This is a genomic window from Rhizobium sp. NZLR10, from assembly GCF_019685125.1.
Taxonomy (GTDB): Bacteria; Pseudomonadota; Alphaproteobacteria; order Rhizobiales; family Rhizobiaceae; genus Rhizobium.
Genome location: NZ_JABDWE010000025.1, coordinates 25,665 through 41,531, shown reverse-complemented (window position 1 = coordinate 41,531; position 15,867 = coordinate 25,665). Strand labels below are relative to the sequence as shown.

At 58.1% G+C, this 15,867-nt stretch carries 15 protein-coding genes; 13 read left to right on the top strand and 2 right to left on the bottom strand.

The features are described 5' to 3' along the window. The 4 genes from HJB82_RS28915 to HJB82_RS28900 are packed head-to-tail and all read left to right on the top strand — an operon-like array spanning position 1 to position 3,550. Positions 1-933 (top strand): carbohydrate ABC transporter permease, encoded by a 933-nt coding sequence (locus tag HJB82_RS28915; RefSeq protein ID WP_221142181.1) that lies wholly within the window; start codon positions 1-3, stop codon positions 931-933. Then, positions 923-1,765: a carbohydrate ABC transporter permease gene (locus HJB82_RS28910; protein ID WP_207585735.1), complete on the top strand. Its 843-nt coding sequence runs from the start codon at positions 923-925 to the stop codon at positions 1,763-1,765. The genes HJB82_RS28915 and HJB82_RS28910 overlap by 11 nt, the downstream gene beginning before the upstream one ends. A 19-nt stretch (positions 1,766-1,784) precedes the next feature. Continuing rightward, a complete protein-coding gene (locus HJB82_RS28905; RefSeq protein ID WP_207585734.1) occupies positions 1,785-2,837 on the top strand; it encodes an ABC transporter ATP-binding protein in 1,053 nt (350 codons plus the stop codon). 8 nt (positions 2,838-2,845) lie between these two features. Further along, positions 2,846-3,550 carry a hypothetical protein gene (locus HJB82_RS28900; protein WP_207585733.1) on the top strand — a complete coding sequence of 235 codons (705 nt, stop codon included), beginning with the start codon at positions 2,846-2,848 and terminating at the stop codon, positions 3,548-3,550. An 85-nt stretch (positions 3,551-3,635) separates the two neighbouring features. On the opposite strand, the gene HJB82_RS28895 is transcribed toward HJB82_RS28900, so the two are convergent. Next, positions 3,636-4,076 (bottom strand): RbsD/FucU family protein, encoded by a 441-nt coding sequence (locus tag HJB82_RS28895; RefSeq protein ID WP_207585927.1) that lies wholly within the window; start codon positions 4,074-4,076, stop codon positions 3,636-3,638. A gap of 193 nt (positions 4,077-4,269) precedes the next feature. On the opposite strand from HJB82_RS28895, the gene HJB82_RS28890 reads away from it, so the two are divergent. Genes HJB82_RS28890 through HJB82_RS28875 form a run of 4 tightly spaced genes read left to right on the top strand, consistent with a single transcriptional unit; the run spans position 4,270 to position 8,868 of the window. Next, complete coding sequence (locus tag HJB82_RS28890; RefSeq protein ID WP_207585732.1) at positions 4,270-5,268, top strand: LacI family DNA-binding transcriptional regulator; 999 nt, start codon at positions 4,270-4,272, stop codon at positions 5,266-5,268. Further along, positions 5,265-6,782 (top strand): sugar ABC transporter ATP-binding protein, encoded by a 1,518-nt coding sequence (locus HJB82_RS28885; RefSeq protein ID WP_221131209.1) that lies wholly within the window; start codon positions 5,265-5,267, stop codon positions 6,780-6,782. Before HJB82_RS28890 ends, HJB82_RS28885 begins: the two co-directional genes overlap by 4 nt. Further along, the gene (locus HJB82_RS28880; RefSeq protein ID WP_207585730.1) at positions 6,782-7,825 is read left to right on the top strand and encodes an ABC transporter permease; all 1,044 of its coding nucleotides are present in this window, start codon (positions 6,782-6,784) and stop codon (positions 7,823-7,825) included. The genes HJB82_RS28885 and HJB82_RS28880 overlap by 1 nt, the downstream gene beginning before the upstream one ends. A gap of 53 nt (positions 7,826-7,878) precedes the next feature. Next, entirely contained in the window at positions 7,879-8,868 is a 990-nt protein-coding gene (locus tag HJB82_RS28875; RefSeq protein ID WP_207585926.1) for a substrate-binding domain-containing protein, read from the top strand. A gap of 159 nt (positions 8,869-9,027) precedes the next feature. On the opposite strand, the gene HJB82_RS28870 is transcribed toward HJB82_RS28875, so the two are convergent. Next, positions 9,028-11,283: an EAL domain-containing protein gene (locus tag HJB82_RS28870; protein WP_221142180.1), complete on the bottom strand. Its 2,256-nt coding sequence runs from the start codon at positions 11,281-11,283 to the stop codon at positions 9,028-9,030. A gap of 402 nt (positions 11,284-11,685) precedes the next feature. Between HJB82_RS28870 and HJB82_RS28865 the strand changes: the two genes are divergently transcribed. The 5 genes from HJB82_RS28865 to HJB82_RS28845 all read left to right on the top strand — a co-directional run bounded on the left by HJB82_RS28865 (position 11,686) and on the right by HJB82_RS28845 (position 15,852). Next, entirely contained in the window at positions 11,686-12,132 is a 447-nt protein-coding gene (locus tag HJB82_RS28865; RefSeq protein WP_207585728.1) for a GNAT family N-acetyltransferase, read from the top strand. Positions 12,133-12,421: 289 nt separating this feature from the next. After that, positions 12,422-12,718, top strand: a complete 297-nt coding sequence (locus tag HJB82_RS28860) for a hypothetical protein (RefSeq protein WP_207585727.1) — start codon at positions 12,422-12,424, stop codon at positions 12,716-12,718. Positions 12,719-13,072: 354 nt separating this feature from the next. Then, positions 13,073-13,330, top strand: coding sequence for a GlsB/YeaQ/YmgE family stress response membrane protein (locus tag HJB82_RS28855; protein ID WP_007637043.1), 258 nt, complete (start codon positions 13,073-13,075; stop codon positions 13,328-13,330). Between the two features lie 737 nt (positions 13,331-14,067). Then, positions 14,068-14,685: an outer membrane protein gene (locus HJB82_RS28850; protein WP_207585726.1), complete on the top strand. Its 618-nt coding sequence runs from the start codon at positions 14,068-14,070 to the stop codon at positions 14,683-14,685. A 255-nt stretch (positions 14,686-14,940) separates the two neighbouring features. Continuing rightward, on the top strand, positions 14,941-15,852 hold the full coding sequence (locus tag HJB82_RS28845; RefSeq protein ID WP_207585725.1) for an acetamidase/formamidase family protein: 912 nt from the start codon (positions 14,941-14,943) through the stop codon (positions 15,850-15,852). Positions 15,853-15,867 lie beyond the last annotated feature (15 nt).

Below are 15,867 nucleotides of genomic sequence, written 5' to 3'. Positions count from 1 at the left end.
ATGGCTGTCGCACGGGATCATATACGCTCGGAAGGCCGTGCCTCATCGCCCTTCTGGACGATCGGACGGCGCGACAGCCTCGCCGGTTTCCTTTTCATCGCCCCGCAGCTGATCGGCATCATTGGGTTCGTGCTGATCCCGCTCGGGCTTGTCTTCTGGTATTCGCTCCACGAGTGGAACGTGCTCGCCAATACCTTCACCTATACCGGCACGCAGAACTATCGGATGCTGATCGAGGACACGAACCTCCTCGAAGTGCTGGGCGCGACCGCGATCTTTTCTGCCGGGCTGGTGATCCTCAACATGGCGCTGGCGTTGCTGCTCGCGGTGCTTCTCAACCAGAAGCTCGCCGGCATCACCATCTTCCGCACGCTGTTCTTCTCGCCGGTCGTGGTGTCGCTGGTCGCGTGGACGATCGTCTGGGGTTTCCTTTTGCAGAAGAACGGCGGCATCAACGGCATGTTGCAGCTCGTCGGTATCGAAGGGCCGAACTGGCTGCGTGAGGAAACGACCGCGATGATCTCAGTGATCGTCGTGCAGGTTTTCAAGAATGTCGGCCTCAACATGATCCTGTTCCTGGCGGCCCTGCAGGGCGTGCCGAACGAACTCTACGAGGCCGCCCGCATCGACGGTGCGCCGCGCTTCAAGCAGTTCCGTCGCATCACCCTGCCGTTGATCAGCCCGACCATCCTCTTGACCTCGATCATCACCATCGTCGGGTCGCTGCAGGTTTTCGCGCAGATTGCCGTTCTGACCCAGGGTGGACCGGGAATATCGACGACGGTGCTGGTCTATTACCTCTATCAGCAGGCCTTCCAGTTCCATCTCTTCGGCTACGGCTCGACGCTGTCGATCTTGCTCTTCGTCATCGTCGCCGCCCTGACCTTTGCCCAATGGCAGATGCGCAAGAGGATTGTCTTCTATGAAAGCTGATCTCTCTCCGCGACTGAAAACGTTTGTCTACGGGCTGATGTGCGTGCTGCTAATCCCCTTCGTCTTCCCGACCTGGTGGATGGTGACATCCTCGGTGAAGCCGATCAGCGATATCTTCGCTTTTCCGCCGCGTCTCATCCCGGAGAGCTACGACTGGACGACCTACAGCAAGGTGTTCGAATTGCAGCCCTTCGTGACGCAATATTGGAACTCGGCCTATATCGCCGGGGTTGTGACGGTTGGCACCATGGTCGTCTCCTCGATGGCGGGCTACGCTTTCGCGCGCATCAGATTTCCCTTCGCCAACGCGATCTTCATGATCGTATTGCTCGGCCTTCTCATTCCGTCGGAAGTGACGATTGTGCCGCTCTTCCAGATGTTCCTGAAGGCGGGCATGGTAAACACCCACTGGCCGTTGATCCTCGTGCCGATCTTCGGAGCGCCGAGCGTTTTCGCCACCTTCGTGATGCGGCAGTTTTTCGTGACACTGCCGGCGGAGCTGGAGGAAGCGGCGCGCGTCGATGGCCTCGGCCGCTTCAAGATTTTTCGGAAGATCGCACTGCCGCTGGCAAGACCGGCGCTTGCATCGGTCGCGATATTCACCTTCCTGCATTCCTGGAACCTGTTCCTCGAACCGATCGTGTTCCTCTCAAGTGCCGACAAGTTCACCCTGCCGCAGGCGCTTACCCAATACACCGACGCCTATGGCGGTCCCATGTGGAACATCCAGCTCGCCGCCGCGACGCTGACGGCGCTTCCCGTGCTCATCGTCTTCATCATCGCGCAGAAGCAATTCGTCGAAGGGCTCGCGCATACCGGCCTCAAGGGCTGAAGAACCCGGAAATCGAATGATGGCTGAAGTTACCCTTTCCCGCGTCCGAAAGAATTATGGTGCCTTGGGCATCATCCACGACGTCACCCTCGAAATCGAAGACGGCGAGTTCGTCGTGCTTGTCGGACCCTCCGGTTGCGGCAAGTCCACTTTGCTCCGGATGATCGCCGGGTTGGAGACGATCACCGCTGGCGACGTCCGCATCGGCCGGCGCGTGGTGAACGAGCTCGATCCAAAGGATCGCGACATCGCCATGGTCTTCCAGAATTATGCGCTCTATCCGCATATGACGGTCGCGACGAATATGGGGTTTTCGCTAGAGCATCGCGGCATCAAAAAGGCCGCGATCGAGGAGCGGGTGAATTGGGCGGCCGATATCCTTGGGCTGTCGCATCTGCTCGACCGTTATCCGCGCCAGCTTTCGGGCGGGCAACGGCAGCGCGTCGCCATGGGCCGAGCGATCGTCCGCGATCCGCAGGTGTTTCTGTTCGACGAGCCGCTGTCGAACCTCGATGCCAAGCTGCGCGTCGTGATGCGCGGCGAAATCAGGAGCCTGCACCAGAAACTCAAAACCACGACCATCTACGTCACCCACGACCAGGTGGAGGCGATGACCATGGCCGACAAGATCGTCGTGCTCAACGGCGGCCGGGTTGAGCAGATCGGCGCGCCGCTCGATCTCTACGACCGGCCGGCCAACCAGTTCGTCGCGGGTTTCATCGGGTCGCCGGCCATGAATTTCCTGACCGGCACAATCACCTCGGGCGGTTTCGCGGCACCGGGTATCCTGCTGCCGCTGCCGGAGGCGGCCGAGGAATTCAGGGGCCGCAACGCGGTTTACGGCATTCGTCCCGAACATTTCGCCCTCGACGAGCAGGGCGTGCCCGCGGAAATCATCCTGGTCGAGCCGATGGGTTCGGAAACGCATGTGACGGTGAAACTCGGCGATACGACGGTCACCTGCGTTTTCCGCGAGCGCGTGTCACTCTCGCCCGGCGCGATGATCCGCGTGCGGCCAGAACTTGCCACCGTCCATCTCTTTGCGGCCGATGATGGCCAGCGGCTGAATTGAGATCCAACATGGATGCCTATCCTGAAACCAAACTCACCAAGGCGCTGCGAGGTGGCGACTTTCCGGTCATCGTCTCACTTGCGCGTCATGACCTCGATCTCGCCAGGGCGGCGTTGAGGGCAGGGGCCTTTGCGCTGAAAGTGCATCTCAATGCCTACCACCGCGCGACCGGCACCACCTTCGGCAGCTTCGCGCAAGAGCGGCCCTTCTTCGAGAAGCTCGCCACGTTGGGCGTGCCGCTCCTTGTCATGGCCGGGCAGACGAATGTGCCGAGCGCGCAGGAGATGGATGCGCTCGCCGATCTCGGCTTCGAGGGCTTCAACATCTATATCAGCGACATGCAGCCCCATCTCTGGCAATCGAAGCTTCGGCCGATGCCGGCGCTCGGCGAAAGGAGCACCGAGGAGGAATTTCGCAAAATCCTCAAGATTCCGGGCGCGATGATGGAAGCCTCTATTGCTGCCTTCGCGGACTACGGCAAGCCGCTCGATGAGACCGATCTTGCCCGCTACAGAGCGATTGTCGCCAAGGCCGGCATCCCGGTCATTGCGCCGAGCCAGAAGAAATTCACGGCCGAGGATATGCCAAAGTTGAAGGCGGCCGGCATCGCTGCGGCGCTGCTCGGCGTCATCGTCACCGGCACGACGCCGGAAAGCATGGAAGCCGCTGTTCGGCCGATCGTGGAGAGCGCAAGGCGCTTGGCCGGCAGTTAATCCTTGCCGACAAGCAACCCATGCGGATCAGATGGAAATTCAGGGGCCCGCAGCCCAATCGCCGGCCCTGCTCGAGGCTTGACCCTCAGAGCACGCCCTTCCTCAGGATGAAGTTCCCATAGGGGCGCGATTCAGCGGTCTGGATGATCGCAAACGATCGCATCGCAATGGGATAGTAAGCAAACCTCTCGATAGGTTGGCTCGCGATCGAGCGCCCTTCTGCCTCACCGCATACGGTGATGACGTCCCGGTGCACTTCCAGCAACTCACCCGGCGCGTCGACGGCCTCCATGTGCATCAGCGGCGTGTCGCCGAATCTGTCCAGGGGCATCATCTTGAGGATCCCGTCAACTGCAGTCGGTGCATCGACCCCCTCCAAGATGAGAAGCTTTCCGCTGGTGGTCTGGGTCGACACCCGAAAGCCCGAGAAGTTTCGATCGACGATGGCCAATTCGTCGCCATGACCCATAGAGGCCATAACCCACAACAAGTCGGCCGTAACGAACGGCGGAACGCCTTTGAGCACGTCATTTCCCTCCCAAGAGATGATCACGAATTGGACAATATCGAGAAAAAAACGATTGCGCAAACGTTTCGATGGCGCTAACCTGATCTTATTCGCGGATCCTTGGAGAGCCTTTTTAAGGTTGGAATTCCGCCTGGGAGGAAAATTTGAGACGCTTTCTTGTTGTGCTGCCGGCGAACGCCGGAGCGCGCTCATGACGACGATTTCCGAAGTTGCAAAGGCGGCGGGGGTTTCGGTCTCCACGGTTTCCCATGTTCTCAACAAGACGCGCTACGTGTCGCCCGAGAAGGCGAAGCTCGTCATGGAGGCCGTGGACGAGATCGGATACATCCCGAACGCTGTTGCACGCTCTCTCAAATTATCGTCGACGGGCACGGTCGGACTGGCGATTTCGGCGATTTCGAACCCTTACTTCAGCGACATCATCTGCGCGATCGAAGCCGAGTGTTCCAAGCGAGGCTTGATCGTATTTCTGTGCGATACACAGGATGATCCGGATCGAGAACTGGAACTCGTCCGGCATCTGCACCACCGCCGTGTCGACGGGATTATCCTTGCCGCTTCGGGCGATCCTAAGAAATCGCTGGACTACCTCCTTGAATGCGATGTTCCCTGTGTGCTCGTCGACAGGCTCTCCGATGATCGTTTCGATCAGGTCGGGACCGACAACACGGCGGCAATTCGCATGCTGGTCGATCACCTCGTCACGCTCCATCACCACCGGGTTGGGATCATCCTCGGCCAGCCTGGATTTGCGACGACCGTGGAGCGCACCAGGGCTTTCCGGGAAGCTATGACGGAGAGGGGGATAGAGGTCCCACATGCCTTCATCAGCAACGGCAACCGCAGCACGGCTGACGCCGCCGCTTCGACGCACCGCTTGCTGGAACTGAAGGAGCCACCGACAGCAATCCTTGCCTCAAACAATCTAGCGATGATCGGCGCTATGAGAGCCATTCGGGAACGGGGACTGCGCGTTCCCGAAGACATTTCGGTGCTCGGGATCGATGATTTCGAATGGGCAGACTACTTCGAGCCGCGCCTGACGCTGATGGCCCAGCCTTGCGATGAGATTGGCAGGAAGGCGGCCGACTTGCTGATTGCGCGGATCGGCAACAAGCACCGCCCCCGCGAGACCGTTCGACTGTCGCCGGTTTTGCGGGTGCGTGAATCGTGTGGAGAAGCAGCATGAGCCAGGTTGTTCTTTCGGCGAAAGGGGTCACCAAGCATTTTGGCGGGGTTCAAGCGCTGCGTGGCGTGGACTTCGATCTTAAAGTGGGTGAAATCCATGCCCTGCTTGGAGAGAATGGCGCGGGCAAATCGACGTTGATGAACCTGATGTCCGGTGTGCACACGCCGGACCAGGGAGAGATCTTTATCGATGGCAAACCCGCCCGATTTCACAGCCCCCGGGATGCACAGGCGGCGGGAATTGCAACGATTTTCCAGGAATTGGATCTCGTTCCGAGTCTGAGCGTCGCGGCCAATCTCTTTCTTGGCCGCGAGCTTGTCCATCCCCATGGCATGCTCGACGGAAAGGCGATGCTGCGCGAAGCGCACAAAAGGCTGGAAGCAATCGACCGATCGATCGATCCCGCTCAGCTTGTCGGCGAGCTATCTATCGGCCAACGCCAGGTCGTCGCCATTGTCAAGGCGCTGTCCTATGCATCGCGCGCTCTGATTATGGATGAGCCGACAGCGGCGTTGACTGTCGGCGAAGTCGATCGATTGTTCGATATCATGCGCGGGCTCGCATCATCAGGCGTCGGTATCGTCTATATTTCGCATCGCCTTGAGGAAGTGCCGCAGATTGCCCATCGCGTGACGGTCATGCGCGACGGCAAGGTCGCCGGCATTACCGAACCGAACGCTCCGCAAGCCCAACTGGTGCAGCTTCTCGTCGGCCGTCCGTTGAACGAGCTTTACCCGCCTCGATCGGATCGTGTCGGCGACGTGTTACTGAGGATGCGGCAGGCCTCTTTCCGCCCGCACCGGGCGTCACCCGGCTGGCAAGCTCCATCGAAGATCGACCTGGATGTTCACCGCGGTGAAATTGTCGGTTTGGCTGGCGTGATGGGTGCAGGGCGAACGGAGCTTCTTAGCGCTCTTTACGGGACAGGTGTGCCGGGCCGATGGCAGGGTGAGGTTACCATTGGCGGCAAACCGGCAAGGCTTAGATCCATCGCAGCCGCGCGCCGGGCTGGCCTCGCCTTCGTAACCGACGATCGGCGCGGCGCCGGGCTGATGCTGCGTATGTCTGTCGGCCTCAATCTGGTCATGTCGATCATTCGCCGAATATCCCCAAACGGCTTGTTGTCTGCACGTCGACAGGACGATGCGATCAAGAGCTCGTTCGGGAATTTCGACATCCGTCCCAAGAATCCCGGGATCGCGGTGGGTGCTCTTTCTGGCGGCAACCAGCAGAAGGTCGTCCTTGCCAAGGAAGTGCTGGGCAATCCCAGCTTGTTGCTTCTCGACGAGCCGACCCGCGGTGTTGACGTCGGAGCAAAGGGAGAGATTTACGCCCGCTTGCGCGAATTTGCCTCGGACGGATTGGGCATCCTTGTCGCTTCAAGCGAAATGCCTGAGCTGATTGGCCTATGCGATCGAATAGTGGTTCTACGCAATGGCTGCAGCGTTGCCGAATTTTCTGGCGGGGTGGGCGAACACGACGTTCTGGCCGCCGCCAACGGGAGGGAGGGATGATGTCCGAACAGCAAATTACGTCGAGTTCTCCGATTCAACCGGCAAAGCGCATCGATCCGCTTGCGGTGATCGTCCGCTTCCAAAGCCTGATCGGCCTTGTGCTGGTGTTTGCCGGTGGCATCATATTCTCGCCGCGTAGGCATGGGGTCATCCTGTTCATTCAACCCGACAACATCGCCAACATCGTTCGCGCAGTGTCGGAAACCGGCATCATCGCCATCGGAATGACGTTTGTGATCATAACCGCCGGGATCGATCTTTCGGTTGGGGCCGCCCTTGGTCTTGCGAGCGTCGTCACAGCAACATTGATGGTCTCCGGCGGTTTTGGACTGATTACAACGGTGCTGGCAGTGCTGCTGATGGGCACTTGTTTCGGCTTGGTCCAGGGAGCGATCTCAAGCAAGTTTCGGCTTGAAGCCTTTATCGTCACTCTTGCCGGTTTACAGGCAGCTCGCGGGCTGGCACTCGTCGTGTCGGGCAATCAGTACATCAATATATCCTATGGTGATGGCCCTGGGCTGGCTCCACCCATCTTTGCGGTTCTCGGCGGGCGATTGTTCGGCAATGTCGTTCCGGTGGCCACGATCGTCTTTTTGATTTTTGCTTGCATCGCCACGCTGGTGCTGAACACGACTAGATTCGGCCGTTACGTCTATGCCGTCGGCGGAAACGAGCGCGCCGCTCGCATTTCAGGTGTTCCGGTCTCGGCAATCAAGATCGCCGTTTACGCCATTACCGGCTTTGCATCCGCGCTGGCCGGCATCGTCCATGCCGGGCAATTCAATTTCGGGAGCGCCAATGATGGCACCGGATATGAACTGACGGCCATCGCGGCTGTCGTCATTGGTGGGACAAGCCTGTTTGGCGGGTCGGGTTCCATGGTCGGAACGATCGCCGGTACGATCATGCTTGGCGCCTTGGCCAATATTCTTCAGCTCAACAACATCACGCCGGCCATGCAGCTGCTTTCTACAGCGGCAATTATCGTTCTGGCGGCAGTCCTTCAATCCCTCGTTCGTCGCCGCGAAGGATTGGGCAGGTAGTGTGGCGGCATCTTCCGGAGGGTGGATCCGGGACCAATGTGGAGGAGAAAGTAATGACACAGAATGCACTTCGATTTTCGAGTGCCCGGCGCATGGCACTTATGGCGGGCTCATGTCTTTGTATTGCGGGCGTGGCCCAAGCTGCCGATCCGCTTGTGAAGGCTTGCGCCAAGGATGGCGAATTCGTCATCGGCTTCTCGCAGGCAAACAATGCGGAGCCCTACCGCCAGCACGTCAACGATGAACTGGAAGCAGCCGCCAAGGCAGTCCCGCAGTTCACACTGCAGATTGCCGACGGGGCAGGCAACGTCAACACGCAGACGTCGCAAGTCGACAATTTCATCACCCAAAAGGTCGACCTTCTGTTGATCTCGCCTTTCGAGGCGGCCCCGCTGACACCCGCCGTCAAACGGGTTATGGACGCGGGTATCCCGGTCATCGAACTTGATCGCAAGACGAACGGTGAAGCTGGCAAGGACTACACAGCTTTCATCGGAGGCGATAACTACAAGATTGCGCTGGCGGCCGGCGAATATACCAGCAAGACGCTTCTTCCGGATGGCGGCGAGGCCGCCGTGCTGCAGGGGCTGCCCAGTTCGACACCGGCCGTCGAACGGCTCAATGGCTTCAAAGATGGCGTGAAAGCCAATTCCAAGATCCAGATCGTGGCAGAACAGGCGGCGGACTGGCTGCCGGATAAAGCGCAAACGGCGTTCGCCGCCATGCTGCAGGCCCATCCCGATATCAAGATGGTCTATGCCAGCAACGATATGATGGCGGCGGGTGCGCTGCTTGCTGCGAAAGGTGCCGGTAAGAGCGTGAAGATCATCGGCACTGACGGCTTGCCTGGGCCTGCCGGGGGAATTGAGGCGGTCGCAAAGGGCGATTGGTCCGCGACCTTTACCTATCCTACGGGAGGGAAGGAGGCGATCGACATGGCAAAGTCGATACTGCTGGACTGCGCGTCGTCTGTTGAGCCGACGGTAACGGTCGATACCACAGCCATCACGCCCGAAAACGCGAAGCAAATGATGGGCAAGTAAAGGCGCAGGCTCAACCCGGCTGGGCGTATCTGCCTAGCCGGGTCGAGCCAATCAATTGGCTGGAGCGCGTCGAGCCCTTGCTGATCTCGATGCCATCCCCTGGTGAGCCGGTTGTGGAACGCGCAAGCCTGGAGTGCTTGGGGAAGCAGGGCATGGCTATCAGCCTGCCGCTGTGAGTCCCTCGTCTTTCGCACGGCAAAATTCGATCAACTGCTTCGAGGTCATTGGTCGCGCCAGCGCGTAACCCTGCAGCAAATGGCAACCAAGATCTTTCAGGATCTTCGCATGCTCCATTGTCTCCACGCCCTCTGCGACGATGTCGATGTTCTGTGACCGGCCAATTTCTATGATCGAGGAGACCAGACGGCGTTGAGATGGAGAGGCGATAATCGGCTTGATAATTTCCCGATCGATCTTCAATCTTCGCGGCTCAAATCTCAGTAGACTGACGATACTGGCATGTTCGGTGCCGAAATCGTCGATCTCGATTTCAATGCCGAGCTCTTTGACAGCTGGAATGATGTCATTGAGAACAGGCTGAAGATGGTCGAAGGAGATTGTCTCCAGCAACTCGAAACACAGGCGGCCCCTCGCGACGGGAAGCTCGGACAGTTCCGCAAGCAGATTTGGCTGTGCCAGTCGACGCGCTGAAATGTTTACCGAGACACGCGGGATCTGCATTCCCAAGCTGTCCCATCTTGTAAGCTCGAAGAGAGCCTTTTGCAGGATCAGCCGGTCCATGTCCCCGCTACGCCCCAGCCTTTCGGCGACATCAAGAAATTTGTCTGGGCCGAGCAGACCTTTTTTCGGGTGAACCCACCGGGCAAGTGCCTCAACGCCGGCGATAGTCAATGTGTTCGCATCGAACTGCGGTTGGAAGAATGCAACGAGTTCATCGCAATCGAGGGCGTGATGAAATTCGTCCGCCAGTTCTTTCGAAAGGATCGCCGCGCTGCGAAGCTCTTCGGTGAAAACGGCGGCACGGCCGCGGCCCGTCTTCTTTGCCTCGTATAGAGCCAGGTCGGCATTCAAAAGCAATTGGCTGAGGTCTCGCCAGCCCGCCCGTGGGGTCTCCCAGGCGACACCGACGCTGGCGCCGACGACACACTCCACGCCATCAATAAAGATTGTCTGCTCGAGAGAATCGACAATCAGACTGGCTAATGCCTTTGCTTTAGGCTCGGGATTGGCATTCCAGCTGGCGAAGATGAACTCATCTCCGCCGATCCGAGCAGCGACCTCGTTTGGGCCGGCCAACCCCGCAAGGCGCGAAGCTGTTGCTTGCAAGACTGTGTCACCGCCAGCATGCCCTTTCGTGTCGTTAATCTCTTTAAATCGATCCAGGTCGATATGGATGAGTATCAGACAATCTTCTGGATCAGGTCGCGGCGGCTGCGAGATGATCTGGTCGACAAATCGTCGATTGGGAAGTCCCGTGAGGGCGTCATGCAACGACAGGTACTCCAGCCTTTGCCGTGCTCGAACGAGCTTTTTCTTGTGAAGGCGAAGCTTTTCAATCGTTCTTTGGCGTGATTTGGTCAGAAAACCGACCCAGATAATCGGCGCAACGACACATAACGACAACAAGCTCGCATAGAGCTCAAAAATGCCGATCCCGCTATTTTGGCCCCATCCGCCCTTAGGCGCCGCGACCAGGGTCCATCGTCCATAAGCCATATCGACGGACGCCTTAACCGGTTTCTTCGAAAAAGTTTGCAGGCTGCCGAGGAACACTTTTTTAGGTAAATCCGGCTCCGGCACGGTACTGATGGCAATCTCAAGGTCGGTCGATTCAAGGCCGCTTTCTCGGTAGAGCTTTGGTATATCTATCAGCCCAGACAGCAGACCCCAAAAGACCTGGCTCGTTCCGTCAGTGACATAAATTGGCCATCTGACAACGAAAGCGGTTCCACCTTGGACAAGGTCCACAGGGCCGGTCAGAACGATATTGTGGGTGTTGCGCGCCAGCATTGCGCTATCGCGTTGCTTCTCATTCGTTCGGTAATCGAGCCCGATGGCCTTTTCGTTGCCTTTTTCTGGATAAACCCATTTGACCACCATGCCGGGGGCCGCGGCGAAGCTGCGCAGTTGTGAATCGGGCTGCAGGATCTGCGCGGCAAGCTTGGAAAATTGGTTCTGGTCCATCGCCGGGTCGACCGCAATTCCAGCTGCCAGCCCTTGCAACAGCTTCACATTGCTATTGAGGTTCGTTTGAAGTCGAGATGATATGGTGGCGAGCTCACCGGCAACAATCGAGCGTTCATCGGCGAGCGATCGCTCGAGCCGCCAGTTCGTTGCAACAGAGACGACGATGATTGCAATAATTGCAGCAAATATTGCGGGAGCAAATGCGCCAGTTCGGTTTACAGCGCCCGCGAGGCTGCGCACCATGTTTGGATTTCTTCGAAACTTCATCAGGTTGCCGGTGTAGATGACAGGCCTCTACCCTTGCACAGTTTGTTTAAAGCAACGCTAAACCGCGCACACCTCGGAGCTATTGGTTTTCTTTGGCCATGATAATCTCCTGCTTCGACGCGATATCTCGGCAAGCCGAGCTCGATCCACACACAAAATCTATGGCCAACAAACCTTCGTCAGCGCCGGAGAGACTCTGGCGTGATGGGTCCACTTGATGCGGAATTCAAGCCAACGATCGGAAAAGCTCTGACAGCGACATGAAAGATGCGACCCACGTCACTTCGTGCGCAACACAACTACCCACGGTGTGAAGAGCAGCGGGTGCGTCGCATCTGCGACCCCGTTGCGTTAACGGTCAAACTGCTGCAAATGTCACCTCACTCAACGTAGGGTGGATTCATGCCGTTTCAGATTAAGCGTCTTATTCCAGAACATCTCAGCAGCGCCGCCGCCGTACTGGTAAGTGCCTATGCTCGACCTCCGTGGAACGAGGATTGGTCGCTTGAAGCGGCGGTTGAGAATGTGAAGACTGTGCTTGAAACGCCCAAATCGATTGCCCTTGCGGCCATCGAGGGAGGCAAGGTGCTAGGGGTAGCGTTGGGCATACGACAGCGGCGCCACTCCGGTCCGGTCATTTACCTGGACGAGCTTTCGGTACTGCCTGAAGCGCAGGGCGCGGGGATAGGGACAGCGCTGCTTTCGGCAATTTACGAAACAGCAATGGCCGAAGGTTGTAATAGCGTCTGGCTGGTCTCACAGCGAGAGGGTGCGTTGTCGAAATTTTATCAGCGCTGCGGGTTCGCCATTGGCGGCGATCTTGGGCTCTACTCGAAATCGGGAACTTAGCGTAGGGGGCGGTAAGGGTCTGCCACAGATGGCGCCATGCTGGCGCGGCCGAGGTCGCTGGCTTCGGGCGATCGCCCCGGTGTGCCTGTGGGAGGGAGGTTTCGGCGCAGGTCGTGATGGGACATGGATGGTCGTGGTCGCCCGCCACGGCAGGCAGATGGCCCGGACATGCCGCCGGCTATCCGGATTCCGGTGCCGCCAGCGCCTCGATACGTACGTTTTCGTACGCGAGGTTGAAAACGGAAATCCGTAGATTAGGATCGGCTGATGTAATTGGGGAGGAATACGGATGACCCAGCATTCGGGAATTACGAAGCCGGCGCTGCAGCCCGATGACGTGGCCATGCTGAAAGCTGTGCTCAGGCAATGGTGTCAGGAAAAATCATATGACATTGGCAGTCCGGCAGCGCAGCATGTTGCAAGGGAGCTTGTCTCCTGGTTCGAATGCGGCATTCGCGACCAGCAAAAGCTCAGCGGCCTGATGCGGCACATGTATCTGGAGTTGAAATTTTTTTCGATTTTCACGCATGCGCCTTGTGTAGGTTCGCGGCCAGCCATGCAATCCGGCCAGTTGGTGGCTGGATAAGAGCGGCGCAGTGCTTCGATTGGACTGGATTCCTTCGGCCTAAGCTTTCCAGATCGGCAGATCGCCCTCAGAGAGATCATCGATGACCTTCAGCCTCTGCGACAGCGCCCTAGGTGTTTGATCGTCCGCTTCCCAGGATCCGCGCTTCGATTGAATCCATCGCGAATGCCGATGACGATTGCTGGAAAACTATCACCAGCGGCGTTCGCATGAATAGAGTCCGTCTGACCGCCGGAACCAATCGGCACCGCGCGTGTTTAATTCTCGGTCGCGCGGCAATCATTCCCGCAAAGATTTGATGACCTGGCAGTCCGGTGGCGATCGCCGTTTCGTCCAACATTCAGGGGAATTCATATGGAAAACGCAGGTATCGGCTGGATTGCAGCAATCATCATTGGCGGTTTGGCAGGATGGCTCGCCGAAATGTTCATGAAGAGCAACATGGGCGTCCTCATGAACGTCTTGCTTGGCATCGTCGGCGCGATCGTCGCCAACTTCATTCTCTCGCTCTTCGGCGTCGTCCTCGGCGGATGGCTGGGATATCTCATCGCGGGCTTCGTTGGAGCCTGCATCCTCATCGCGATCGCGCGCATGGTTAGACGGACGGCCTGATCGGAGAGGCTCTCCGTCGATCTTGAGCGACGGGCGGTCCGGCCCATATCCATGGTCTATCGCCGGAAAAACGATTGCCATGCAGCGAGTGATCGCTCGCTTGGCTGCTTGGACGGCAGAGAGCGCTCCCCTAATGGGTCGAGCGCTCTCTGGCGCTTCTGTTCACGTGTCTTCTTACTTATCGATGCGCAGCATCCGGATCTTTCGACAGAACTTCGATCCGCTGCAGATCGCGCTCGCTCATCGCAATCAGTCCCATCCGCAATCTCCCAAGCGTCAATCAGACCCGGGGAGTGTGACATTCCAACTTTGCAGAAACAGGACACTTCAACTTTGCGGCTACAAAACAATGTGGCGTAATGCAGGTTATGGAACAAAAATAATTATTTTATTACAATTACATAGGCTCAAATATTCGTATTTTGCGGCCGCACGTTTGTGATGGAAGTTTCGTTTTCTGCGAGTTGGAATTCTACACTGCCTGCGTTGGATTCTGCGCCCGACGATCGACAATTTGATCGGGTGGTAGCCCGAATATGCGCTGGCGCTCGTTTTGTATCGACACGTCCGGAGACGTCTTGACGCGCGACCTTGGCGCCTGCGCCGTGTCCGAGTTCACAACATATCTCAACAATAAAGTGCAAACCGCAACTCCGAACCGCAGCATAATGCATCGGCCCCAGCCGACTTGCCGGTTTGCTGAGCTTTCTCCAATAATCGAATGACGAGGCACTTTAATGTATAAAAAGATAATCGCGTTGGCCGCCGTGACTTTATCGGCAGTGCCGGCTTTTGCCGCCGATCTCGTGGTTCAAGATCCCGCATATGTTCAACAGGAACAGACCCAGTCGGCCTTCGACTGGTCGGGGTTCTATCTTGGACTGCAAGGCGGATATACCGCGACACATGCAAGCTACCTCAGCGGTTCCGAGCAGGATCTCGATGGCGGGTCCACGGGTATTTATGGCGGATATAATTTCCAGCACGGCCCGTTCATCTTCGGTATCGAAAATGACTTCAACTACAACTGGAAGGATGGGAGTGACGTTTCCCTTAAATGGGACGGCTCGGCGCGTGGCCGCGTGGGATATGCTTTGGACCGTATGTTGATCTACGGAACCGGGGGTTTGGCCGCAGCCGGTGGAGAAGTCGACGTGCCGGGCGTTGGCAAGAAGGACGACATTCTGATTGGCTGGACCGCCGGCGCAGGTGTGGAGCGCGCCCTGACAGACAATATATTGATGCGCGCTGAATATCGTTATGACGATTTCGGGAGCAAGGATTTCGGTTCGGCGCTCGGCGATTTCGAGGTTAATCAGCAAAAGGTAACGTTCGGCACCAGCTTCAAATTCTGAGCGTAAAGTGATCGCGCCTCGACGTCGGTCGAGGCGTGATCATCTGCTTTCAGGATTCCAGGGAGTCCTCCCCGATGTCTAAAGACGCGTTGATATGACAGCCTGCCGATCGGCGGCCGGAATGCGGCCGAACCGTATTTCGGGTGATGCTGTGGATTGGCATTGCAGGCAATCTCTGATCTAGACTCCAACTCTCTCCGCCGAGCAGTTCAACTGCAGGCTCACAACATTCCAAACGAGCGAGAGCGTATTGTGATGACCACTCACCGCTTCATTCCGACGATCTTCCATAATGTCATCGGTTCATTTCCCCCGGCGCTCCATGTCGCCAGTGGCGACACGGTGATCACTGAGACGCTTGATGCCGCCGGACATGACAAGGACGGTGTCAAGCAGGCACCCGGCGGCAATCCGATGAACGGCCCGATCTTCGTGGAAGGTGCCGAGCCCGGAGATGCGCTTAAGGTCGAGATCATCAGCATGATCCCGACCAGGGACACGGGGTTTACCCGAAGCGTCGTCGCCGCCAACGTGGTCGATCCCGAGACGGTGCGTGACCTGCCGCCGCGCGATATCGCCATCTGGGCCATCGACCGCGATGCCTCGACCGTCCGGCTGTCCGAGCCGGTCGCAGGCCTCGAATATTTCGTTCTGCCGCTCGCCCCGATGATCGGCTGTTTCGGCGTGGCGCCCAGCCTCGGCCAAGCGATCTCGACCGCGACCAGCGGCGAATATGGCGGCAACATGGACTATCGACTGTTCGGTCCCGGCACCACGGTTCGCTTTCCGGTATCGGCTCCGGGCGCCTTGTTCTTTCTCGGCGATTGCCATGCCGTGCAAGGGGATGGCGAGATTGTCGGAACCGGCATCGAGACCACCTTCGAAGTCACGGTGAGGCTGACGGTGGAAAAAAAGGCCGGGCTGGTCTGGCCGCGCGGCGAAACCGCCGAGGACATCTTCACCATCGGCAACGCCCGACCCCTCGATCAGGCGCTCCAACATGCAACCAGCGAAATGTTGACCTGGCTGGCGTCGGATTATGGCTTGGACAGGACGGCGGCCAGCCATCTGCTCGGCCAGGTGGTGCGCTACGACGTCGGCAACGTCTTTGATCCGGCCTATACGATGGCTTGCCGCGTCGCCAAGAAATGGCTGGTTCGTCGATAGGTGATCGCCAGCTTA